At 51.9% G+C, this 22646-nt stretch carries 20 protein-coding genes and 1 pseudogene; 8 read left to right on the forward strand and 13 right to left on the reverse strand.

The genetic code is table 11. From position 1 onward, the window contains the following. The first annotated feature begins 33 nt into the window (after nucleotides 1-33). Both ACTHSQ_RS05755 and ACTHSQ_RS05760 read left to right on the forward strand, forming a co-directional pair. Nucleotides 34-195, forward strand: coding sequence for a hypothetical protein (locus ACTHSQ_RS05755; protein ID WP_224783524.1), 162 nt, complete (start codon nucleotides 34-36; stop codon nucleotides 193-195). Between the two features lie 199 nt (nucleotides 196-394). After that, a complete protein-coding gene (locus ACTHSQ_RS05760; RefSeq protein ID WP_440371386.1) occupies nucleotides 395-1990 on the forward strand; it encodes a peptide chain release factor 3 in 1596 nt (531 codons plus the stop codon). A gap of 47 nt (nucleotides 1991-2037) precedes the next feature. Here the strand turns inward: ACTHSQ_RS05760 and ACTHSQ_RS05765 are convergent, their stop codons facing one another. From ACTHSQ_RS05765 to ACTHSQ_RS05775, 3 genes and pseudogenes are all read right to left on the reverse strand, one after another. Then, nucleotides 2038-2808: a sulfite exporter TauE/SafE family protein gene (locus tag ACTHSQ_RS05765; protein WP_440371385.1), complete on the reverse strand. Its 771-nt coding sequence runs from the start codon at nucleotides 2806-2808 to the stop codon at nucleotides 2038-2040. Between the two features lie 132 nt (nucleotides 2809-2940). Further along, a pseudogene (locus ACTHSQ_RS05770) lies at nucleotides 2941-3891 on the reverse strand (bile acid:sodium symporter family protein). 206 nt (nucleotides 3892-4097) lie between these two features. Further along, nucleotides 4098-4985 carry a YicC/YloC family endoribonuclease gene (locus ACTHSQ_RS05775; protein WP_003686158.1) on the reverse strand — a complete coding sequence of 296 codons (888 nt, stop codon included), beginning with the start codon at nucleotides 4983-4985 and terminating at the stop codon, nucleotides 4098-4100. Between the two features lie 138 nt (nucleotides 4986-5123). Here ACTHSQ_RS05775 and rph point away from each other — a divergent pair, with 138 nt between their 5' ends. Both rph and ACTHSQ_RS05785 read left to right on the forward strand, forming a co-directional pair. Then, nucleotides 5124-5852 (forward strand): ribonuclease PH, encoded by a 729-nt coding sequence (rph, locus tag ACTHSQ_RS05780; RefSeq protein ID WP_440371384.1) that lies wholly within the window; start codon nucleotides 5124-5126, stop codon nucleotides 5850-5852. Nucleotides 5853-6023: 171 nt separating this feature from the next. Then, nucleotides 6024-7244: an aspartate kinase gene (locus tag ACTHSQ_RS05785; protein WP_440371383.1), complete on the forward strand. Its 1221-nt coding sequence runs from the start codon at nucleotides 6024-6026 to the stop codon at nucleotides 7242-7244. A 79-nt stretch (nucleotides 7245-7323) separates the two neighbouring features. Here the strand turns inward: ACTHSQ_RS05785 and ACTHSQ_RS05790 are convergent, their stop codons facing one another. Beyond that, a complete protein-coding gene (locus tag ACTHSQ_RS05790; RefSeq protein ID WP_440371382.1) occupies nucleotides 7324-7764 on the reverse strand; it encodes a DNA polymerase III subunit chi in 441 nt (146 codons plus the stop codon). Nucleotides 7765-7801: 37 nt separating this feature from the next. Further along, nucleotides 7802-10288, reverse strand: coding sequence for a heavy metal translocating P-type ATPase (locus ACTHSQ_RS05795; protein ID WP_440371381.1), 2487 nt, complete (start codon nucleotides 10286-10288; stop codon nucleotides 7802-7804). Between the two features lie 360 nt (nucleotides 10289-10648). Between ACTHSQ_RS05795 and ACTHSQ_RS05800 the strand changes: the two genes are divergently transcribed. Further along, nucleotides 10649-10774: a hypothetical protein gene (locus tag ACTHSQ_RS05800; protein ID WP_003678791.1), complete on the forward strand. Its 126-nt coding sequence runs from the start codon at nucleotides 10649-10651 to the stop codon at nucleotides 10772-10774. A 68-nt stretch (nucleotides 10775-10842) separates the two neighbouring features. Here ACTHSQ_RS05800 and hflX read toward each other — a convergent pair whose 3' ends face one another. The 4 genes from hflX to lptF form a co-directional block, all read right to left on the reverse strand. Beyond that, entirely contained in the window at nucleotides 10843-12003 is a 1161-nt protein-coding gene (hflX, locus tag ACTHSQ_RS05805; RefSeq protein ID WP_440371380.1) for a GTPase HflX, read from the reverse strand. A 44-nt stretch (nucleotides 12004-12047) separates the two neighbouring features. Further along, nucleotides 12048-13268, reverse strand: a complete 1221-nt coding sequence (locus ACTHSQ_RS05810; protein ID WP_440371379.1) for a glycosyltransferase — start codon at nucleotides 13266-13268, stop codon at nucleotides 12048-12050. Nucleotides 13269-13387: 119 nt separating this feature from the next. After that, nucleotides 13388-14458, reverse strand: coding sequence for an LPS export ABC transporter permease LptG (gene lptG / locus ACTHSQ_RS05815; RefSeq protein WP_049323849.1), 1071 nt, complete (start codon nucleotides 14456-14458; stop codon nucleotides 13388-13390). Continuing rightward, nucleotides 14455-15570 (reverse strand): LPS export ABC transporter permease LptF, encoded by a 1116-nt coding sequence (gene lptF / locus ACTHSQ_RS05820; RefSeq protein WP_107768894.1) that lies wholly within the window; start codon nucleotides 15568-15570, stop codon nucleotides 14455-14457. Before lptF ends, lptG begins: the two co-directional genes overlap by 4 nt. A 158-nt stretch (nucleotides 15571-15728) precedes the next feature. On the opposite strand from lptF, the gene ACTHSQ_RS05825 reads away from it, so the two are divergent. From ACTHSQ_RS05825 to znuD, 3 genes are all read left to right on the forward strand, one after another. Further along, a complete protein-coding gene (locus ACTHSQ_RS05825; protein WP_440371378.1) occupies nucleotides 15729-17138 on the forward strand; it encodes a leucyl aminopeptidase in 1410 nt (469 codons plus the stop codon). 101 nt (nucleotides 17139-17239) lie between these two features. Then, entirely contained in the window at nucleotides 17240-17722 is a 483-nt protein-coding gene (locus tag ACTHSQ_RS05830) for a cupin domain-containing protein (protein WP_107723621.1), read from the forward strand. Nucleotides 17723-17941: 219 nt separating this feature from the next. Continuing rightward, nucleotides 17942-20230, forward strand: a complete 2289-nt coding sequence (gene znuD / locus ACTHSQ_RS05835) for a TonB-dependent zinc receptor ZnuD (RefSeq protein ID WP_440371377.1) — start codon at nucleotides 17942-17944, stop codon at nucleotides 20228-20230. Nucleotides 20231-20314: 84 nt separating this feature from the next. Here the strand turns inward: znuD and ACTHSQ_RS05840 are convergent, their stop codons facing one another. The 4 genes from ACTHSQ_RS05840 to ACTHSQ_RS05855 all read right to left on the reverse strand — a co-directional run bounded on the left by ACTHSQ_RS05840 (nucleotide 20315) and on the right by ACTHSQ_RS05855 (nucleotide 22537). After that, a complete protein-coding gene (locus ACTHSQ_RS05840; RefSeq protein WP_440371376.1) occupies nucleotides 20315-21112 on the reverse strand; it encodes a phosphatidylserine decarboxylase in 798 nt (265 codons plus the stop codon). A gap of 225 nt (nucleotides 21113-21337) precedes the next feature. Next, nucleotides 21338-21604, reverse strand: coding sequence for a hypothetical protein (locus ACTHSQ_RS05845; protein WP_315113202.1), 267 nt, complete (start codon nucleotides 21602-21604; stop codon nucleotides 21338-21340). Beyond that, entirely contained in the window at nucleotides 21585-21992 is a 408-nt protein-coding gene (locus ACTHSQ_RS05850) for a phage holin family protein (protein ID WP_440371375.1), read from the reverse strand. The genes ACTHSQ_RS05845 and ACTHSQ_RS05850 overlap by 20 nt, the downstream gene beginning before the upstream one ends. A gap of 110 nt (nucleotides 21993-22102) precedes the next feature. Next, nucleotides 22103-22537, reverse strand: coding sequence for a DUF883 family protein (locus ACTHSQ_RS05855; RefSeq protein WP_003686098.1), 435 nt, complete (start codon nucleotides 22535-22537; stop codon nucleotides 22103-22105). Nucleotides 22538-22646: the final 109 nt, after the last annotated feature.

Raw genomic sequence — 22646 nt, forward strand, 5'->3', positions numbered from 1 at the left:
TGTGGCCTGACAATCTAACAGGAGAAAATAAACATGTCACGTATTGGTAATAAAGTTATCGTGTTGCCTGCTGGTGTTGAACTCACTAACAATGACAACGTAATAACTGTAAAAGGACCTAAATACGCAATCATGGCTGCCGCCGGTAAAAGGCGCGGAATGGAAACCGATGGATATTTAATCATCGATTCATAAACAAAGGCCGTCTGAAACTTTTCAGACGGCCTTTGTTTTGGTGCAAACATTGAATTATCAAGCATTTTTTTGTACAATTCCGCATCTTTCAATCTATTGCAGGGCGTGTTGCACACGCCCTTATTTTAGCCTGTTTTCCAACACCCATATCCTTCAGGCCGTCTGAAAAAACGGCCTGAAACTTTTTGCAAAGAAAGCCATGTCCCAAGAAATCCTCGACCAAGTGCGCCGCCGCCGCACGTTTGCCATCATCTCCCACCCCGACGCGGGTAAAACCACGCTGACCGAAAAGCTCTTGCTGTTTTCAGGTGCGATTCAGAGCGCGGGTACGGTAAAAGGCAAGAAAACCGGCAAATTCGCCACTTCCGACTGGATGGAAATCGAGAAGCAGCGCGGCATTTCCGTCGCTTCGTCAGTGATGCAGTTCGACTACAAAGACCACACCGTCAACCTCTTGGACACGCCGGGACACCAAGACTTCTCCGAAGACACCTACCGCGTTTTGACCGCCGTCGACAGTGCCTTGATGGTGATTGACGCGGCAAAAGGTGTGGAAGCGCAAACCATCAAACTCTTGAACGTCTGCCGCCTGCGCAATACGCCGATTGTTACCTTCATGAACAAATACGACCGCGAAGTGCGCGATTCTTTGGAATTGCTGGACGAAGTGGAAAATATTTTAAAAATCCGCTGCGCGCCCGTTACTTGGCCTATCGGCATGGGCAAAAACTTCAAGGGCGTGTACCACATCCTGAACGATGAAATCTATCTCTTCGACGCAGGCGGCGAACGTCTGCCGCACGAGTTCGACATCATCAAAGGCATCAATAATCCCGAATTGGAACAACGCTTTCCTCTGGAAATCCAGCAGTTGCGCGACGAAATCGAATTGGTGCAGGCGGCTTCCAACGAGTTCAATCTCGACGAATTTCTCGCCGGCGAACTCACGCCCGTGTTCTTCGGTTCGGCGATTAACAACTTCGGTATTCAGGAAATCCTCAATTCATTGATTGACTGGGCGCCCGCGCCGAAACCGCGCGACGCGACCGTGCGCATGGTCGAGCCGGACGAGCCGAAGTTCTCCGGATTTATCTTTAAAATCCAAGCCAATATGGATCCGAAACACCGCGACCGCATCGCCTTTTTGCGCGTCTGCTCCGGCAAATTCGAGCGCGGCATGAAGATGAAACACCTGCGTATCAACCGCGAAATCGCCGCTTCCAGCGTGGTTACATTCATGTCGCACGACCGCGAGCTAGTGGAAGAAGCCTACGCGGGCGACATCATCGGCATCCCGAACCACGGCAACATCCAAATCGGCGACAGCTTTTCTGAAGGCGAACAACTGGCGTTCACCGGCATCCCCTTCTTCGCGCCCGAACTGTTCCGCAGCGTCCGCATCAAAAACCCGCTTAAAATCAAGCAACTGCAAAAAGGTTTGCAACAACTCGGCGAAGAAGGCGCGGTTCAGGTGTTCAAACCGATGAGCGGAGCGGATTTGATTTTGGGCGCGGTCGGCGTGTTGCAGTTTGAAGTCGTTACCTCGCGCCTCTCCAACGAATACGGCGTGGAAGCCGTGTTTGACAGCGCATCCATCTGGTCGGCGCGCTGGGTATCGTGCGAAGACAAGAAAAAACTGGCGGAGTTTGAAAAAGCCAATGCAGGCAATCTCGCCATCGACGCAGGCGGCAATCTCGCCTACCTCGCCCCCAACCGCGTGAATTTGGGACTCACGCAAGAACGCTGGCCGGACATCGTGTTCCATGAAACGCGCGAGCATTCGGTGAAGCTGTAAAATCCAAAGGCCGTCTGAAAATTTCAGACGGCCTTTTCAGCTTGGCATCAACTCAATAAATCCCAAGCGAATTTTCCAATTGTCAGGCACAGCAGCAGCATGAATCCGTAACGCAGGAAACGGGTTCCGCCACGTATCGCCAACCGTGCGCCGACCACGCCGCCGCATAAATTCGCCACGGCCAACGGTATCGCCCATGCCCACACGACATGGCCTTGCGGGATAAAAAACGCCAGCGCGGCAAGATTGGTAGTCGAATTGATGACCTTTGCCGAGGCGTTCGCCGCTAAAAAATCGTAGCCGTAAAAGCGGACGAACACAAAAGCCAGTAGGCTGCCCGTTCCCGGCCCGAACACGCCGTCGTAAAACCCGATTAACGCGCCGAAAAATAAGCCCCATAAGGTTTCGCGGCGTGTCAGCTTTTCAGTGCGCACTGTCTGCCCCAAGTCTTTTTTCAAAAAAGTGTACAGACACATGGCAATCATGATGACCAGCATCGCCGGTTTCATGTATTGCACGGGGAAATACACCACCGTTTTCGCGCCCAAATATGAAGCGGCAAATGCCAACGCCGCGGCAGGCAGCAGCATTTTCCACGGCACGGGGATTCGGCGCAGATATTGCCCTGTCGCAGTCAAAGTGCCGCAGCAGGAAGCAAATTTATTGACACCCATCACCGAGGCCACAGGCGTAGCGTTTGGCAATAGGTTGAACAATCCGGGAATCTGCAACAGCCCGCCTCCGCCAACGGCCGCATCCATCAGCCCGGCGGCAAAGCCGACCAATACCAGATAATAAAAAAACGAATCTGCAAGCATAATGTCCATCTCTAAAAAGCAAAGCGATTTTGCGCGTGTTTGCCTGTCCTGACAACCTACAAGGCCGTCTGAAAACAAGAAACCATATTCTGTTTTCAGACGGCCTTTTGTTATTTGGCAATATTTACCGGCTTATTGCTTACGCTTGTCCCACCATGCAAACAAATTGCCCAAAACCGTTCCCGATACAGAGTGCCAAACGCAGGCAACGGCGGCGGCAACGGCAGACTCGGCATTACCAGGGAAGAATTTAGCGCTCAAACCGGTGGCAAGTCCGGCGTTTTGTACGCCGACTTCGATGGCAAGGGTGCGTTTTTTGGCGGTATTCATGCCGGTCAGCGCGCCGCTGTAATAGCCAAGAATATAGCCGCCGATGTTGTGGGCAGCGATGGCGAGTACCATCACGAAAGCGGATTCAGCAAAGCGGTGTCCGTGAACGGCAGCAACGCCGCCGACAATGCAGGCAAACGCGACAACGGCAACGGCAGGCATAATCGCGCGTACGTCTTCAAACCAATGTTTTTTATGCAGCAAGATATTGGCGGCAGAGCCGATAACGACAGGCAGCAGGGTAACGAGCAACATAAACTTGAACATACCCCAGCCGTCCATTTCGACGGTTTAACCAACAAGATAAGTCATCCACAATGGCGTCATCACAGGAGCGAGGACGGTAGAAACAGTCGTCATGCCAACCGAAAAGGCAACATCGCCTTTAGCCAAAAAACTCATGATATTGGACGAAACACCGCCCGGACAAGTACCGACCAAAACCAAACCCAGCGTCAATCCGGGCGAAAGGTCAAAGGCTTTGGCAATGCCGATGGCGAGCAGCGGCATGATGGTGTATTGGGCGATGGCGCCGATGAAAATGTCGAGCGGACGTTGCGCCAAAATTTGATAATCCTCTTTGCCTAAAGTCATGCCCATACTGAGCATGATAATGCCGAGTACGACAACTTGCGTATCGCCTTTCACCCACGAAAAAGTGGCAGGTTCGATAAAGGCGATGATGGAGGCAAGGACGATAATCAGGGCGGTGAAGCGGGTCATTTGCCGACTGATAGCGGTCAGAAAGTTCATTATTTTTCTCCTGTGTATGTTTTTATCATGACAGTAATTATCATAATTTAACACATGTTAACTCTTGTGTGCAATTACAGTAACGAAACAGGAAATCCGCCATCCAATAATGTTTAAAAACACACCACACCGATTCCACCCAATATCAACACAAAGGCCGTCTGAAACCTTTTCAGACGGCCTTATCCTATCCGTTCATGATCGATTTATTCGATATTTTGAACCTGTTCGCGCATTTGTTCGATCAAGACTTTCAGTTCTACCGATGCTTGCGTACATTCGGCGGCGATGGCTTTGCTGCCCAAGGTATTAGCTTCACGATTCAACTCTTGCATCAAGAAGTCTAAGCGTTTGCCTGCGCTGCCCTTGCCTTCGGTAACAATGCGGCGCACTTCTGCGATATGGGTGCGCAAACGGCTGAATTCTTCATCCACATCAGATTTCTGAATAAACAAAGCAAATTCCTGTTGCAGGCGGTCATTGTCGATGTTGCCGACGGCTTCCGCCAAACGGGCTTTGACTTTATCCATATGCGCTTGCAGCAGGCTTGGGAACAGCTCGTTCAAAGCATCCACAATCTCTTCCATAGCGGTCAGACGTTGCAGCAAATGTTCGCCCAGTTTTTTGCCTTCACGTTTGCGGGCGGCTGTGAACTCTTTCAACGCGTCGGTCAATAAATCTTTAACACCTTTCGCCAAGGCCTCGGAGTCTTCGCTCTGACCTGCCAAAACGCCGGGGAAACGCAAAACGTCGGCCACGCTCAGCTTGCCGAAATTGTGTTCCTTACGCCATTCTTTGTTTAAATGCGCCAGCTGTGCGACCAAATCCTGATTGACTTCCAAAGTCTGTCCACCAGAAGCCGCATCTTGCAGCTGAACACGGCACTCCAATTTACCGCGTGCCACAGCCGCGGCAATCTGTTCGCGTAATGCGCCTTCCAAATAGCGCAGCTCTTCCGGCATACGGAATTGGACATCCAAATAACGATGGTTGACCGCGCGGATTTCCAAATTAATCCGCTTGCCGCCGCATTCGCCTGCGGCATTGGCAAAGCCGGTCATGCTGTGGATTTGAATAGTTCGTCTTGTAGCCATGGTTTTACTCCGTTTCCAAATACGAGTGAAAGTATGGACACTATAACACACCCGACCGACGATTTTCAGACGGCCTTTGGTGCCAAATTCCTCTATAATTCAAGGCAACCTGTTTTTTATTCTCCCCAAAGGACCATCATGAGCGACTACACCCGCACCGGCCGAGCCGCCGACAGCCTGCGCAACATTAAAATCACCCCCAATTTCCTGCCACACGCCGACGGCTCCTGCCTTATTGAGTGTGGCAACACCAAAGTGATTTGCACTGCCTCCATCGATGAAAACGTTCCCCCTTTTCTGCGCTGTAAAGAACAAGGCTGGGTAACGGCCGAATACGGCATGTTGCCGGCCTCCACCGCCTCCCGTATGCGCCGTGAAGCCGCCGCAGGCAAACAGTCCGGCCGCACACAAGAAATCCAACGCCTAATCGGCCGCTCGCTGCGCGCCGTCGTCGACCTGGAAAAACTCGGCGAACGCCAAATCCTAATTGACTGCGACGTTATCCAAGCCGACGGCGGCACGCGTACCGCTTCCATTACCGGCGCCTACGTTGCCCTGCAAATCGCCGTAGACAAACTCCTTTCAGACGGCCTTATCAGCGAAAACCCCATCCGAGAAGCCGTTGCCGCCGTTTCCGCCGGCGTGGTGGGCGGTGTACCGCTTTTGGACTTGGACTATCCCGAAGATTCAGGCTGCGACAGCGACGTTAACATCATCATGACAGCATCCGGCAAAATCATCGAAATCCAAGGTACAGCCGAAGGCGCACCGTTTAGCATCGAAGAATTGGGCAAACTCATTGCCCTCGCACATAAAGGCATTGCCGAATTGGTTCAACACCAGCAGGCAGCCCTTTTAGCCCGATAATCAGCAAGGCCGTCTGAAAACTTTCAGACGGCCTTTTTCAACAAAATCCTTTTATGCGCATTTACTCAAAAAAGCGCGTTCCATCCTTGAATTCCATGTAAAAAATAGTAATAATAACCCTTTTTCCAGCAAACCAAGCTGCCCGACAACCCCCACAAGAAAGCACGAAACATGGCGTTAATCGTACATAAATACGGCGGCACATCAGTAGGCTCGCCCGAACGCATCAAAAACGTAGCCAAACGTGTCGCCAAAGCCCGCGCCGAAGGACACGACATCGTAGTCGTCGTATCCGCCATGAGCGGAGAAACCAACCGACTGGTCGCACTGGCGCACGAAATGCAAGAACATCCCGATCCGCGCGAACTCGACGTCGTCCTTGCCACCGGCGAACAAGTGACCATCGGCCTGCTGGCCATGGCCCTGAAAGACATCGGCGTTGACGCCAAGAGCTACACCGGCTGGCAAGTCGCCCTCCAAACCGACACTTCCCACACCAAAGCCCGCATCGAAAACATCGACAACGAGAAAATGCGTGCCGATTTGGCCGCCGGAAAAGTCGTTATCGTAGCCGGTTTCCAAGGCATCAGCAGCGAAGGCAATATCTCAACCCTAGGCCGCGGCGGTTCGGACACCTCCGCCGTTGCCATCGCCGCAGCCCTCAAAGCCGACGAATGCCAAATTTACACCGACGTGGACGGCGTTTACACCACCGACCCGCGCGTCGTACCCGAAGCGCGCCGCATGGACACGATCACTTTTGAAGAAATGATCGAACTGGCCAGCCTCGGTTCAAAAGTTTTACAAATCCGCTCCGTAGAATTCGCCGGAAAATACAAAGTGCGCCTGCGCGTACTCAGCAGCCTGCAAGATGGCGGCAACGGCACCCTGATTACCTTTGAAGAGGACGACAACATGGAAAGAGCTGCCGTAACCGGTATCGCATTCGATAAAAACCAAGCCCGCATCAACGTGCGCGGCGTACCCGACAAACCCGGCGTCGCCTACCAAATTTTAGGCGCGGTTGCCGATGCCAACATCGAAGTCGATATGATCATCCAAAATGTCGGCAGCGAAGGCACCACTGATTTCTCCTTCACCGTACCGCGCGGCGAGTACAAACAAACCATCGAAATCCTGACCAAACTGCAAGACAGCATCGGCGCAGCCGCCATCGACGGCGACGACACCGTGTGCAAAGTCTCCGCAGTCGGCTTGGGCATGCGTTCACACGTCGGCGTTGCCGCCAAAATCTTCCGCACCCTCGCCGAAGAAGGCATCAACATCCAAATGATTTCCACCTCAGAAATCAAAGTTTCCGTCTTGATTGACGAGAAATACATGGAACTCGCTACCCGCGTTCTGCATAAAGCATTCGACTTAGGTAACTAATTCCAGCCTATTAAAAAGGCCGTCTGAAACTTTATTGTTTCAGACGGCCTTTTATATTAAAACTTTGCTGTTTCAATACTCAATCCTTCCCTTCTCTCGAAAAATGCTCAATCTCAAATCCACTCTGACGATAAGCTCGGAAACGGTCTCGGGCTTCGGCTAAATCTTCCAAGCTGTTGCCTACAATTTCAAGGATACGGTTTGGAATGGCCGGGGCTTGGCTCCAAAAATCGGCAGACAGGTTCAAAACCATGCAATCTTGCGGAATATTCGGCAATGCGTTTCCAAACGCAAGCAATACCGGCGTTTCAGACGGCATGGGGTCGGTAGGCAGCCAGACTTCATGCGGAATAAAGCTTTCGGGAATCTGCTGCCATAAATCAACGTCTAGTTGCTGCACTGCCGCAGAAGAATCCGACCACACCAAAATCTGCCCGCCATCGCGTATGGCGCGCGCAATCAGGCGGCAGGCAAAGGCGGCCGGTTGGGCGACGTGTGTATAAAAAGTGGCTTTAGGCATGGCGTATTCTTTCATTTAAGCAATGGATTTGCCGTTTTCAGACGGCCTTTTTGGTTTTCAACAATCTCAAGGCATTGCCCAACACCAGCAGCGAGCTGAAACTCATGCCGAGCGCGGCGATCCACGGGGTAACGTAACCAAATACGGCCAGCGGAACGGCAACCAGATTGTATGCGCTCGCCCAAGTCAGGTTTTGGCGGATGATTTGATGGGTGCGGCGTGCCTGTTCCATCATTACGGGCAAAACGTTCAAATCATCATTGAGCAAAACCACATCCGCACCGTCTCGCGCCACATCGGCACTAGTGGCCACGGCGGCCGATACGTCGGCTTGGGCAAGGACGGGGGCATCGTTGATACCGTCGCCGATCATCATGACTTTACGTCCTTGTTTTTGCAGATTTTCCACATAAGCCAGCTTGTCTTCAGGCGTGGCTTCGGCGCAATAAGCATCCAAACCCAGCTCTTGTGCGACTTGTGCTACGGCAGCCTGACGGTCGCCGCTTAAAAGGTGCAGACGGATGCCGTGCTGTTTCAGGTTTTGCAACATTTCAGCGGCGCTGTCTTTGATTTGGTCTTCCAGCAAAAAGGCCGTCTGAAAACCGCTTTGATTGCCCAAGAAAATAATGCCGCCTGTGTGGTCGATATGGGCAAATGCTTCGGGCAGATGACCGGCAATTTCCGAAACAAACGCCGCTTTGCCCAAAGCCCAAACTTGGGTTTCGCCATCAAATTCGATTTGCGCGCTGACGCCGTGTCCGATACGGTTGACCCGTTGCTGTACTTTCACATCAAGCGCGGATACAGGGCCGTCTGAAAGCGTATGGTTCAAAATGGCACGGGCGATGGGGTGTTCGGATTGCTGTTCCAATGCTTGGGCGATAGCAAGGGCTTGGACTTCGTTCAGACGGCCCGCGGACAACATACGGCTGACGGAAAGCTGCCCTTTGGTCAGCGTACCGGTTTTATCGAACACGACGTCGTCAATTTGGGCAAGCGTTTCCAGGCTTTGTTTGCCGCTGATAAGAATGCCGTCTTTGGCAAGCGCACCGGTAGAAGCGGCCAGCGCGGTCGGCGTGGCAAGCGACAAGGCACACGGGCAGGTAATGACCAGCAGGGCAACGGTAATCCACAAAGCAGTGTGCGCGTCGGCATACCATGCCCAGCCGATAAAAACAGGAATCGCAAGCAAAAGTTCGCCAAACACGAAACTGGACGCGTATTTTTCGGCCAACTCGGCGGCACGCGGTTTTTGCGCCAGCGCACGGTCGAGCAGTTTAACGATATGGGACAAGCGCGTGTTGCCGCCGGTATGATCGGTGCGGATGATTAAAGGGCTGCTGGTGTTGAGTGTACCGGCGGTTACTTTTTCAGACGGCCTTTTCACGATGGGCAGGCTTTCGCCGGTCAACATGGCTTCGTTAACTTCGCTCTCGCCGGATAAAACCGTACCGTCCACCGGAATGACTTCGCCGGGTTTCACAACAATCGTATCGCCAATATTGAGGCGGACGACTGCGGCTTCCTCGATGGCATCGCTTTCAGGATAAGACGGCAAACGGTGGCAGAATGCCGGAACCAGTTTGACCAACCGCTCCGCCGCATCGCCTGCTTTGCGTCGGGCAATCTGTTCCATAAAACGCCCGCCCAACAGGAAAAACAGCAGCATGGCGATGGATTCAAAATACATGCCCTGCCCCGCGTTGGTGGCCAAGCTGTAAATACCGGCGATAAAGGTCATCACAATGGCAATGGCAATCGGCGTATCCATGCCGACACGGCGGTTTTTCCAGTCGCGCCAGGCACCGCGGTAAAACGGCAACGCGCTGTAAAACACAACGGGCAACACCATCAAAAAGCCGCCCCAATGCAGGATTTCCAAATAAAGCGGCTCGATGTCGCCACCGTAAAAATAAGTCGGCAGGGCAAACATCATCGTCTGCATCATACCCAGACCGGCCACGGCCAATCTGACGATAAACTGTTTGCGTTCCTTCTGCGCCTGCGCTTCGATTTTTTGCGCATCATAAGGCGCGGCGGTATAACCGGTTTGGCGGATTTTCAGCAAAATGTCCGACAATTCGATGTGGGCGCCGTCCCATACCACGCGGCAACGGTGGGTGCTGTAATTCAAATCCACGCGCACCACGCCCTTCATGCGCAACAACTGCTGCTCAATCAGCCACACACACGCGGCGCAGGTAATGCCGCCCAGCATCAACACCGCCTCGCGCTCATCCCCTGCGCCGACCTCGACAAAATCAGCCTGCACTTCGGGCAAATCATATAGCTTTAATTGCGACAACACTTCCGGCGGCGGCAATTCGGATTTTTCCGCGTCTGCAGTACGCTGTTTGTAATAATTGCCCAAACCTGCATCGATGATACTCTGCGCCACCGCTTGGCAACCGGCGCAACAGGTTTCGTGTTCTTCGTCTTCAAAACGAACCGTCAGATGCAGATGCTCCGGGACTTCAAGTCCGCAATGAAAGCAGTTTTTTTGGGGATGTGTGGAAGATGTCATAATGTGTTCGATTTATTTTTCAGACGGCCTGAAACAATCGTTTCAGGGTGTTACATTTTAGCAAAAAGCGTTTTCCCGCCTCATTTCATTTACTTTTGAATTAATAGACTGTCGAATTTTATAAAAAATATGGAAAACAAAGTATTGACCGTTTATCAAATGATGAACGGTAACATATAAATACCGTTTATCTTTAAAAACTTCCAATTATTTTAATGTAAAAATGGAACTTTTTTAAAAATTCAAATATGTTTTTTATTGACCTCAGTCCATTTAAGCAGCATACTTTAACCATTCCGCGAAGACGGAAATACAAAACACACATTTACTTATAAAACTAACTTATTGGGAAACCTCACCATGATTGATCGCCTTATGCCTATCTTCGCCGTTATCGGCATTTTGTCCAGCACCGTATACCTGAGCCTCGCCGCTTGGATGCTTTACGAAAGCGTGTTCAAAAAGAAAAGCCCTCTGTCGGCATAATCCTCGGATTTAGAATTTTACGGTAAGGCCGTCTGAACATTCAGACGGCCTCGTTTCATTCCATACTATCAAGCACTTGGCTGTACGGCCAATTCAATCATCGCTTCGCGCAAACCGTCCAAGCCCAAACTTTCGGCGACGGAAACATTCACGCCGACGGCGTGCCCGGAGTTGTCGCGCAAAATGCCTGCTTCACGCATACCCGACGGCAGCAAATCGATTTTGTTGTATACCACCAATTGCGGAATTTCATGCGCGCCGATTTCTTCCAAGACTTCGTTGACATCGTCCATCTGCCGTTCAAAATCGGGATTGGACGCATCAACAACGTGCAGTAGCACATCCGCCATTGCCGTCTCTTCCAAAGTAGCGGAAAACGCCGACACCAGCTTGTGCGGCAAATCACGGACGAAGCCGACGGTATCGGTCAAAATCACGCTCGCCTCGTGCGACAGGAAAAGCCGACGCGCAGTGGTATCCAAAGTGGCGAACAACTGGTCTTTCGCCAATACGTCCGCTTTGGTCAAACGGTTAAACAGGCTGGATTTTCCGGCGTTGGTATAGCCGACAATGGCAAAGGTTTTCAGACGGCCGCTCATACGCGATTTGCGGCGCGTGGCGCGTTGTTTGCGGACATCGGCAAGCTGTTTTTTCAATGCCGTGATTTTTTGTCCGATTAAGCGGCGGTCAGTTTCCAGCTGGGTTTCGCCCGGCCCTTTCAAGCCGATGCCGCCCTTCTGACTTTGCAAATGTCCATAACCGCGTACCAGCCGTCCGCTCAAATGGTTCAGCTGGGCCAATTCCACCTGCAACTTACCTTCCTGAGACTGGGCGCGTTTGGCGAAAATCGCCAAAATCAAACCCACTCTGTCGAGGACGCGGCATTGAAGCTCTTTTTCCAGATTACGCTCTTGTGTCGGCGTAAGTTCGTGGTTGAACACGACCAGCCCGACATCATGCTGCTTGACCACTGCCGCCAACTCTTCCGCCTTGCCCGTACCGACAAACAAAGCCGGATGCGGTTTGTCGCGGCGTGAAGTTTCGATAGAAACCAAATCGCCGCCGGCCGCGCCCACCAATTCTGCCGCTTCAGTCAAGGCCGTCTGAAAGCCGCGCTCGCGCGTTTCGTTTGCGCCGGAATAGTCCGCCGTCAGCATTACGCCGACCAAGAGGACGCGTTCGGGCTGTTCCAAAGATTTATCGACGGAAAACAGATTGCGCTTGCTCAAAAAATTTCCTTTCAGACGGCCTGACGGCTGAGTCAAAGTCCTGATTAACGGTTTTTCAAAATATCGGCGAAATATTCGGTCACTTCTGCCAAACGTCCGCCCTGCGCGGCATAAGGCTGCATTACGGCCACCAGCTGCTCCAATACTTCACGCGTTTCGGTTTGCGCGTGTTCGCGGTAGAGCCACATATTTTGCATGGTTACCGTGGTCAATGCCTCGCGTACATTAAGCAAGAGCAAGTGTCTGCAAGACTCATAGCCTTGACGCAAATCGCCGGCCGCATAGGCGGTAACCGACAATTCATAGTCGATGTCCAACTGATAAACATTGTTTTGGACAAAAAGAATATCGTCTGTTGGGAACGGAATGCGTTTCGCCATCAGTCCTATTGCATGGGAAATGCGGTATTTCCCTTCCTGACGCAGCATGGTTTGCGCAAGGTAGAGACACTCGGCACGGCGCGGATTGTAATCGTAGCCTGCCAACCAAGTCGCCAGGGCTTCATCACGTTTGCCCATTAATTTATAGCACTCGCCCAGCTGTTGGTAAGAAACCGTCACTTCCTCGATCCAACCGCCCAACTCGATGCGTTTTTTAAACCATTCGCTCGCACGCTCGGGCATATCAGAATCCCAATAAGAACGCGCCGCATAAAAGGCGTAACGCGGTTTCAGGTCTTCATCTTCAGGACTGTAAAACGCTTTTTCCAAAGAAACGGCGTCAAGCAGGTATTTGTTCGCCATATTGCTGCGTGCGCCGAAACGGCCGCTGAGGACCGTATAGTCGCCATGAAGCGTGGCTTCGCTGGTATCTTGTTTGTCGGTTTCGATAAACTCGTGCAAGACGCCGCGCCAGTAGAATGTACCGTCATTGCGCAACAACAGCGGACGGTAATAAACCACGCCGCCCATGGCATTTCTCATGCGGAGGCGGTAACGGTCGGCGGTCAGCTCGGGCAATTCCAATTTGCCTTCAAAGCGGTCGTCCGCATCAAAAATCAACACGTAATCGGTTTTGTCTTTTGCGTGTTTCAAAGCCTGATTGCGGTTGTATGCAAAATTTTGCCAACCATCATGATGAATCTCGCCTGCGATGCCCTTTGCATCGAAAAAGCGGCAGATCACGCCGGCGGTATCATCGGTCGAGCCGGTGTCGCTGATGACATAGTAGTCAAGTTTGATGTGGTCGGTGATGTTGGCCAGTGTTTCTTCGATGATTGCCGCTTCGTTTTTGACAATCATATTCAAGCAGATGGTTTGGGACATTTTCAATAGCCGCATTGGTTTGGAAAGGTATTATTTTACTTTAGCATTTTGTTTTTTGCACACAAAATACTCAGGCCGTCTGAAGATTGCCTTTCAGACGGCCTGAAGCTTATTTTGCCTTATCTTTTTTCCTGACGACGTATCAGATATACCGCCAACAGTGCAAACAAAACCGTCGGCAAGGCTCCCGCCAAAAACGGCGGCACGCCGTACAACTGGCTGGTAAAGCCGAAGAGCCGTCCGGCAAAGTGGAACAGCAAACCGAGACAAATACCGCCGAAAAGTTTCAAGCCCATATTGCCGTGGCGCGTGGTTTGCGGGGTAAAGGCAAAGGCAACAAGCGCCATCACCCATGCGGCAACGGGATACACCAGCTTGCGCCACCATGCGATGGCATAGACTTGGGTATTTTGGTTGTTTTTTTCCAGATGGTCGATGTAGGTGGTCAATTCGCCGACAGACATTTGATCGGGCTTGACGAGCAATACATCCATCAGGTTGCGTTTGACGGAAATCGGCCAGTTTTCTTCGGCGGTAGTAGAAACCTCGACTTTATCTTCACCCAATATGCTGCGGCGGATATTTTTCAACTGCCAGCTGCCGTCTGGATTCAAAACGGCTGATTCGGCTTCTGCCGCTTGGGTCAGTTCGTTTTTATCGTTGCGCTGCCAAATTTTGATGCCCAAAAGCGTATGGTCGGGCAACATTTCGCGCACGTTGATAATGCTGTTTTTTTCTTTCAGCCAAAGGCCGGTATTGCCGGTACTGATTTTGCCGTTGATGGCGGCGGCTTTGATGTTTTCGGCTTTTTGACTCAGCGTGGGGGCAACCCATTCGCCAAGAGCAACGGTGGCAATGGCGAAAATCAAACCGAACTGCGACAGAATCAACAGCAGCTTTTTGGTACTCATGCCGCTGGCTTTGATAACGGTCAGCTCGCTGCCGGAAGCCAGTTGGCTGAGGGAAATCAGGCCGCCGATCAAAACGGCGAGCGGCATCAGTTCATATGCGCGCGCAGGCATCTGCATTAAAACATACTGCCCCAATTTTGCGCCGTTATAGCTGCCCTTTCCAAGATCGCCGACTTCGTTGATGATTTCAAAAAAGCTGTACAAAGCGAGGAAGGCAAGGAGGGCGTAAACCGCCATAACCGCCATTTGACGGATGATGTAACGTGAAATCAGGTTCATTTTCCGCCTTTCAATGTCAGACTTTTGGCTACCGCCTGCCAGAAGGGTTGGCTAGGCATACTGCGCACGCGCAGCAGGATGACGGCAATCACGAACATGATGATGTGCATAGGCAGCAGTCCAAGCCAAAAATGGATTTTGCCGTCTTCCACAGCATTGCGCAGGAAGGTCAGTCCGTTTTGGTAAACCAAAAACAAACCGATGGCAATCAAGATATTGTAGGTATGGCCGCTGCGCGGATTGAAATAGGAAAGCGGCACGGCAAGCAGGCACAGCAACAAAACACTGACGGTCAAGGAAATACGCCACATCAATTCCGCTTGGTGTTGGGGATTGCTGCTGCCAATCAGTTGGGCGGTCGGAATGGTACGGCGGTGTGAAACAGGGTCGATGAGTTTGGGCGTGGTGCTGATAATCAGGCTGAGGTGTTGGAAAGAAACGCGGTTGTAATCGGCTTTGCCGGGCGTACCGCTGTAACGGTAGCCGTCGCGCAATTCAAGCGTGCGTTTGTTGTCGGTCAGCGAAAAATTGCCCTCTTTGGCAAAAACGATGTTGTCGTTGCCGTTTTTGTCCTGCTCACGCAGGAAGAGGTTTTTCATGATGCCGGATTCGGTATCGAAGGTTTCGACAAAATAAACCCTGCCGTTGCGCTTGCCCAAGTTATTGAACTCACCGGCTTCCACCAAAGACAATTCCTGCTTCTGCTTCAAGATTTCGGCATATTCGCGGCTGCGCAACTCTGCCCACGGCATCACCCAAAGCTGCATGACGGCAATCAAAATGGCAAACGGCACGGCAAACTGCATGACCGGGCGTATCCATTGTTTCAATGCCAATCCGCAGGAAAGCCAAACCGACATCTCGCTGTCGCGCCAGTAGCGGGTCAATACGGTCAACGTACTGATAAATGCGGTCAACACCAGCAAAAGCGGGGTCATGCCGATTACCCAGAAGCCGACTAAGGCCAACACGGCATCGATGGCGACACGCCCGTCGGCTGCGCGGCCAAGCAGGTTGATGGCCTGCGTCGACACCAATACCGCCAAGAGGACGACAAAGATGCCGACGGCGGTAAAGGAAAGTTCTTTAATAAAGTTTCTTTGGTAAATCATAAGATTGAGCGTGGTATACGGTTTATGGGAAACCTATATTTATTAATAAGGCTTCAGACGGCATGACACAAATGGAGTACAATGATTTTCATCTGTTCGGACGGTTGGTCAACATGCCGTCTGAACAACCGACAACCGTTCCAATCAGGAGAATAAACGTGAAATTTAGCACAAAAGCTGAAACTTTGCAGGCTCAACAGGCAGGCGCGCAGTTATTTGTCTGCACCGAAGAGGCGCAATTAAACCACCCGACCGCCCTTGCCCTTTTGTCTTCGCTTGAAGAAGGTCAAACTTTTGCCGACACCAAAATCCCGACGGACAACGGTTTGCAGGCAGTCGCCGTCGTCCGCCTCGAAAAAACCGACCGCGCCGCGCTGAACAAAGCCGCTGCCGAAGCCGCCAAATGGGCGCAAAATCAGGAAACGGTCAATGCGGACATCCATGCCTTCGATGAAGCGCAAGCCGCTGCCGTTGCTGAAGCCTTCGCCATCGCGTTCGGCAACGCCGCCTATCGTTTCGACCGCTATAAAAAAGAAGCCAAGCCCGCCAAATTCACACAAGCCGTGTTCTACACCGCACACGAAGCCGCCGTCAAAGAAGTACTGCGCGTCGCCGAAGCGCAGGTTTACGGACAAAGCCTCTGCCGCGATTTGGGCAACGCTGCGCCCAACGAATGCACGCCCGAATTTTTAGCGCGCACCGCCAAAGCCGAAGCCGAAAAACTGGGCGCACACGCCAAAATCATTGAAAAAGACTACATCAAAGAAAACATGGGTTCGTTCTGGTCGGTCGCCAAAGGCAGCGTGGAAGATCCCTATCTGATTGAACTGAGCTACTTCGGCGCGGCGGACAAAGAAGCTGCCCCCGTCGTCTTGGTCGGCAAAGGCATTACCTTCGACACCGGCGGCATCTCCCTCAAACCCGGTCTGAACATGGATGAAATGAAGTTTGACATGTGCGGCGCGGCAACCGTCATCAGTACCTTCTGCGCCGCCGTCAAACTGCAACTGCCGATCAACCTCGTCGCCGTCGTCGCCACTTGCGAAAACATGCCTTCCGGCGCGGCAAACAAACCGGGCGACGTCGTGAAAAGCATGAAAGGTCTGACGATTGAAGTGTTGAACACCGATGCCGAGGGTCGTCTGATTTTGTGCGACGCGCTCACTTACGCCGAGCAGTTCAAGCCCAAAGCCGTCATCGACGTTGCCACCCTGACCGGCGCGTGCATCATCGCCTTGGGTCATGACGTCAGCGGCGTGATGGGCAACAATCAAGATTTGGTCGACAGCCTGCTGGCCGCTTCCCGCAACGTGGACGACAAAGCATGGCAACTGCCGCTCTTTGAGACCTACAAAGACCAACTCAAATCCAACTTTGCCGACATTCCAAACATCGGCACGCCGGGTGCAGGCACGATTACCGCCGCAACATTCCTGTCTTACTTTACCGAAGACTATCCATGGGCACACCTCGACATCGCAGGTACAGCATGGAAATCCGGCGGTGAAAAAGGCGCGACCGGCCGCCCTGTTCCTTTATTGTTGAACTATCTGCGCAACGTGAAATAAATCTTGGGGGGAAGCCTGCGGGGTGAATCGTTTCAACCCTGCAGGCCGTCTGAAAACGGAATCCGCATTATCTGACTCAACCTGACAAACGGAGAACCACCATGAAACCACTATTTGCCGCATTATCTGTCGCCCTTCTGCTCGGCACATCCATAAGCGCTCAAGCTGCCGAACAAACCACCCCCACCGACCGCAGCATCCAAGTGTACAAAAAAGCCGACTTAGCAGAATGGAACCGCGAAAACGCAGCCGGAGGCCAAGGCCCCCTGCTCGGCAGCTTTGCCTTCACGCGCCATCAAACCGCCGACCAAGACGCATTCAAAGAAATCGGCTGGCTCACATTACCGCCGGGCGCTTCCATCGGCCAACACAAACATACCGGCAATGAAGACGTTTACATCATTGTATCAGGCAAAGGCCTGTTTACCGATAGCGAAGGTAAACAAACCGAAGTCGGCGCCGGCGACATTACCATCGCCCGCCCCGGTCAGTCCCACGCACTCAAAAACATCGGCAAAAAGCCGTTGGTATTCTTAGATTTGATTGCCGAGACCGCTGGCGCTAAAGCCGCCGAAACCAAGTAATGCTTTCAATGAAAGCAAACCATCTGCCATGACTTTCTGCCTTACCCAAACCCGGCAGCAGAGAGATTGTTCCATTTTCATTTAAACCTACATACAAACTAAAGGCCGTCTGAAAACCACGCTTCGTTTTTAGACGGCCTTTTTTTCTCAAAAGTCTTATCATATAAATGATGCAATGTTATATAATAACAGCCTTTCAAAATATGATGAGAAACTAAAATGACACAAACCACACTCAAGCCCATTGTTTTATCTATTCTTTTAATCAGCACCCCTATTCTCTCCCAAGCGCATGAAACTGAGCAGTCGGTTGACTTGGACGAGGTTACCGTCGTCGGTAAAAGCCGTCCGCGCGCCACTTCGGGTCTGTTGCACACTTCGACCGCCTCCGACAAAATCATCTCCGGCGATACCTTGCGCCAAAAAGCCGTCAACTTGGGTGATGCTTTAGACGGCGTACCGGGCATTCATGCCTCGCAATACGGCGGCGGCGCATCCGCTCCCGTTATTCGCGGTCAAACAGGCAGACGGATTAAAGTATTGAACCATCACGGCGAAACGGGCGACATGGCGGACTTCTCGCCCGACCATGCCTTGATGGTGGACACCGCCTTGTCGCAACAAGTCGAAATCCTGCGCGGTCCGGTTACGCTCTTGTACAGCTCGGGCAATGTAGCCGGTTTGGTCGATGTTGCCGATGGAAAAATCCCCGAAAAAATGCCTGAAAACGGCGTATCGGGCGAAGCCGGATTACGTTTGAGCAGCGGCAATTTGGAAAAACTGACATCCGCAGGCATCAATATCGGCTTGGGCAACAACTTCGTGCTGCATACTGAAGGCTTGTACCGCAAATCAGGCGATTACGCTGTACCGCGCTATCAAAAAGAAGAAGGCCGTCTGAAACGACTGCCCGACAGCCATGCCGATTCAAAAACAGGCAGCATCGGCCTGTCTTGGGTTGGGGATAAAGGTTTCCTCGGCGTGGCGTACAGCGACCGTCGCGACCGCTACGGCCTGCCTGCCCACAGCCATCTCTACGACGACTGCCACGCCGACATCATCTGGCAGAAAAGTTTGATTAACAAACGCTATTTGCAGCTTTATCCGCACCTCTTGACCGAAGAAGACGTCGATTACGACAATCCTGGTTTGAGCTGCGGTTTCCACGACGATGATAATGCACACACCCATGTCCACAACGGCAAACCGTGGATAGACCTGCGCAACAAACGCTACGAACTCCGCGCCGAATGGAAGCAACCGTTCCCCGGTTTTGAAGCCCTGCGCGTACACCTGAGCCGCAATGACTACCACCACGACGAAAAAGCAGGCGATGCAGTAGAAAACTTCTTCAACAATAAAACACACAACGCCCGTATCGAGTTACGCCACCAACCCATAGGCCGTCTGAAAGGCAGCTGGGGCGTACAATATTTGGGACAAAAATCCAGCGCGCTTTCCGCTATTCCCGAAACCGTCCAACAACCGATGTTGATTGACAACAATGTGCGCCATTACAGCTTTTTCGGTGTAGAACAGGCAAACTGGGACAACTTCACGCTTGAAGGCGGCGTACGCGTGGAAAAACAAAAAGCCTCCATCCAGTACGACAAAGCATTGATTGATCGAGAAAACTACTACAACCAACCCCTGCCTGACCTCGGTGCGCACCGCCAAACCGCCCGCTCGTTCGCACTTTCGGGCAACTGGTATTTCACGCCACACCACAAACTCAGCCTGACCGCCTCCCATCAGGAACGCCTGCCGTCAACGCAAGAACTGTACGCACACGGCAAACACGTTGCCACCAACACCTTTGAAATCGGCAACAACCACCTCAACAAAGAGCGTTCCAACAATATCGAACTCGCGCTGGGCTACGAAGGCGACCGCTGGCAATACAATCTGGCACTCTACCGCAACCGTTTCGGCAACTACATTTACGCCCAAACCTTAAACGACGGACGTGGCCCCAAATCCATCGAAGACGACAGCGAAATGAAGCTCGTGCGCTACAACCAATCCGGCGCCGACTTCTACGGCGCGGAAGGCGAAATCTACTTCAAACCGACACCGCGCTACCGCATCGGCGTTTCCGGCGACTATGTACGAGGCCGTCTGAAAAACCTGCCTTCCCTACCCGGCAGGGAAGATGCTTACAGTAACCGTCCTTTCATCGCACAGGACGACCAAAACGCGCCTCGCGTTCCGGCTGCGCGCCTCGGCTTCCACCTGAAAGCCTCGCTGACCGACCGTATCGATGCCCACCTCGACTACTACCGCGTGTTTGCCCAAAACAAACTCGCCCGCTACGAAACGCGCACGCCCGGACACCATATGCTCAACCTCGGCGCAAACTACCGCCGCAATACGCGCTATGGCGAGTGGAATTGGTACGTCAAAGCCGACAACCTGCTCAACCAATCCGTTTACGCCCACAGCAGCTTCCTCTCTGATACGCCGCAAATGGGCCGCAGCTTTACTGGCGGTGTAAACGTGAAGTTTTAAAATCAGACAGGCAAACAAAAAAGGTTTTCAGACGGCCGTCTGAAAACCTTTTTCTTATTTTAACCAATCATTTAAAGCTGACTATTAATCTTTCAACACATCTTGCACAGCCGCTTGAATCTTAGCCGCCGCTGCTTCAATTTGCTGTTGTTCGGTAGATTGGCTTGCCACTGTTTCAACCGGAGCCGCTTGTGAAGCTGGTGCGGCTTTAGGCTCAGATTCAGTTTGCGGCGCAGTCAGCGGCAAACGCGCCAATACAGTGCTGACGCCGGTAACTTTATCGCCAATCGCCACTTGCGCCTGCGCATCGACAGGCAGATACATATCCACGCGCGAACCAAAGCGGATAAAGCCATAGCGTTCGCCGCGAGACAGTTTCGCACCTGCTTGAGTGTAGCACAAAATACGGCGCGCTACCAAACCGGCCACTTGAACAAAAGTAATTTCACGACCTGAAGCCGTAGTCGCCAACACCGCATTGCGTTCGTTTTCCGTGCTGGCCTTGTCCAAATCCGCATTCACGAATTTGCCTTTGTTATAGACCACTTTCGTTACCGTACAATCGGCAGGCGATTTTTGCGAATGCACGTTGAACACGTTCATAAAAATACTGATTTTCAAAGCATCGACATCACGATACGGATCGTGTGCGCGCTCGACCACCACGATACGGCCGTCAACCGGGCTCAACACCGCTTCAGGATTTAGCGGAATCTCACGCGCAGGGTCGCGGAAAAACTGCAATGCAAATACGGTAAACACCCAAAACGGCAAAGACCACCAGCCGCAACACATCGACACCAACAGGCTCAAAGCCAAACCGCCGCCGATAATCGGCCAGCCCTCACGGGCGATAATCGGGTGGGGATACAAACGGTTCATCACTTATCCTTCATTTAATAATTTCAAAATTGCCGCCATTATATCTGAAACTCCAAACATTGAGGCCGTCTGAAATGTTCAGACGGCCGGTGTCTTTTGTAAAAAATACTCAACATAGATAAAGTTTCAGTTTCGGCAACACAATGACGCAGCGTCCGCAACAAGCGACTCACACGAGCCGACAACTCGCCGCAAATATCATTTTGACCAAACCTCTGCCCTCGGTTATCTCGACAAACCCAGTATGACCGCCAATACCAGCCAAATCCAATGCCGACGACGCGATGTAGAAAACAAAGCGCGTTGAGACAGCAAACGCGTTTGGCTCAACTGATACGCCACATCTGCGAGCTTAATCAACTGATTACCCTGTCGTGTTTTGCTTTCTTCCGCTTTACGCAGTTTCAAATTTTCCGCTTCAATCCGCAGCCGCACCAGCTTGGCTTCCAAAAGCAGCAGCTCGCGCGCTTCTTCATACTCCTGTTGCTTCATCGTCCGCATCCTTGTCTATCTCACCGCGCAAATACGCAATATCCGATCGAATATCCTGCAAGGTTTCAGCCACACGACTGCCCTGCTCCCGATAATCTGCCGATACTTTGCGGAACAATGCGGCAATAATCAGCAGGCTCACAAAGAAAATGCCGAAAAATACCCACAACGCCGCCACATCCGACAGCACGCGGTTCAAGCCAAACAACAAACCGACCAAGCCCACCATCAACAGCGCGCCGGACAATACCAGCCAAATCGCCAACCGGAACACATTCTCCGCCTGACGCGTCAAATCCAAGCTCAATACCTGCAAACGCAGCAGCAGCAAATCCACGCCCTGATTCAACAAAGCCTTGCCATGTTCAAAACGCTGGCGAATTCCCATCTCGATTATCCTTTTTTCTTAGGAAACATAAGGCTAAGGCCGTCTGCACGGCGCAATGAAATCCATGATTTCATGTGCACGCCTGTTCAGACGGCCTTAACATATTCGCATTAACGGCGGTTCAACAACACACCGACAACCAAACCGGCCAATGCGGCAAAACCCATCGCATAGTATGGTTTTTCATGCACCACTTCATCAGCGTGTTTGGCACCGCGTTTCAAACGCGCACCTGCATCGGCTTCAAATTCGGCAAAACGCTCTTTGCCTTCTTTCAAACGCTCCTGAGCCGCCTCTTCAAACTGCTCGTATTTTTCACGCGCACGCTCGGCATGATGGCGCAAACGCTCGCCGGCCTCTTCTTCAAAACGGCTCAAACGCTCTTTGGCCACAGCCAATTTTTCTTCCAATTTGGCTCGGGCTTTGCTGCCCTCTTCCGAACCGGCTTCAACACCATTGCGGTACAATTCTTCCACATCATCCATCACTTCTCGGATGTCTTTCAGCAAAGCCTCGCGACGTGCTTCAAAATCGTGTTTTTTCATGCTTTTCTCCTTGATATAGGTTGATATGGTTACAGACTATTTATCTGTTAATAAATTATAACCGTTTATTCCGAAATAAACGTTAATTTAAATAAAATTAAGTCCTTAT

Origin of the sequence: Neisseria sp. P0009.S008 (genome assembly GCF_051958615.1) — a bacterium.
In the GTDB taxonomy this organism is placed as follows: Bacteria; Pseudomonadota; Gammaproteobacteria; order Burkholderiales; family Neisseriaceae; genus Neisseria; species Neisseria subflava.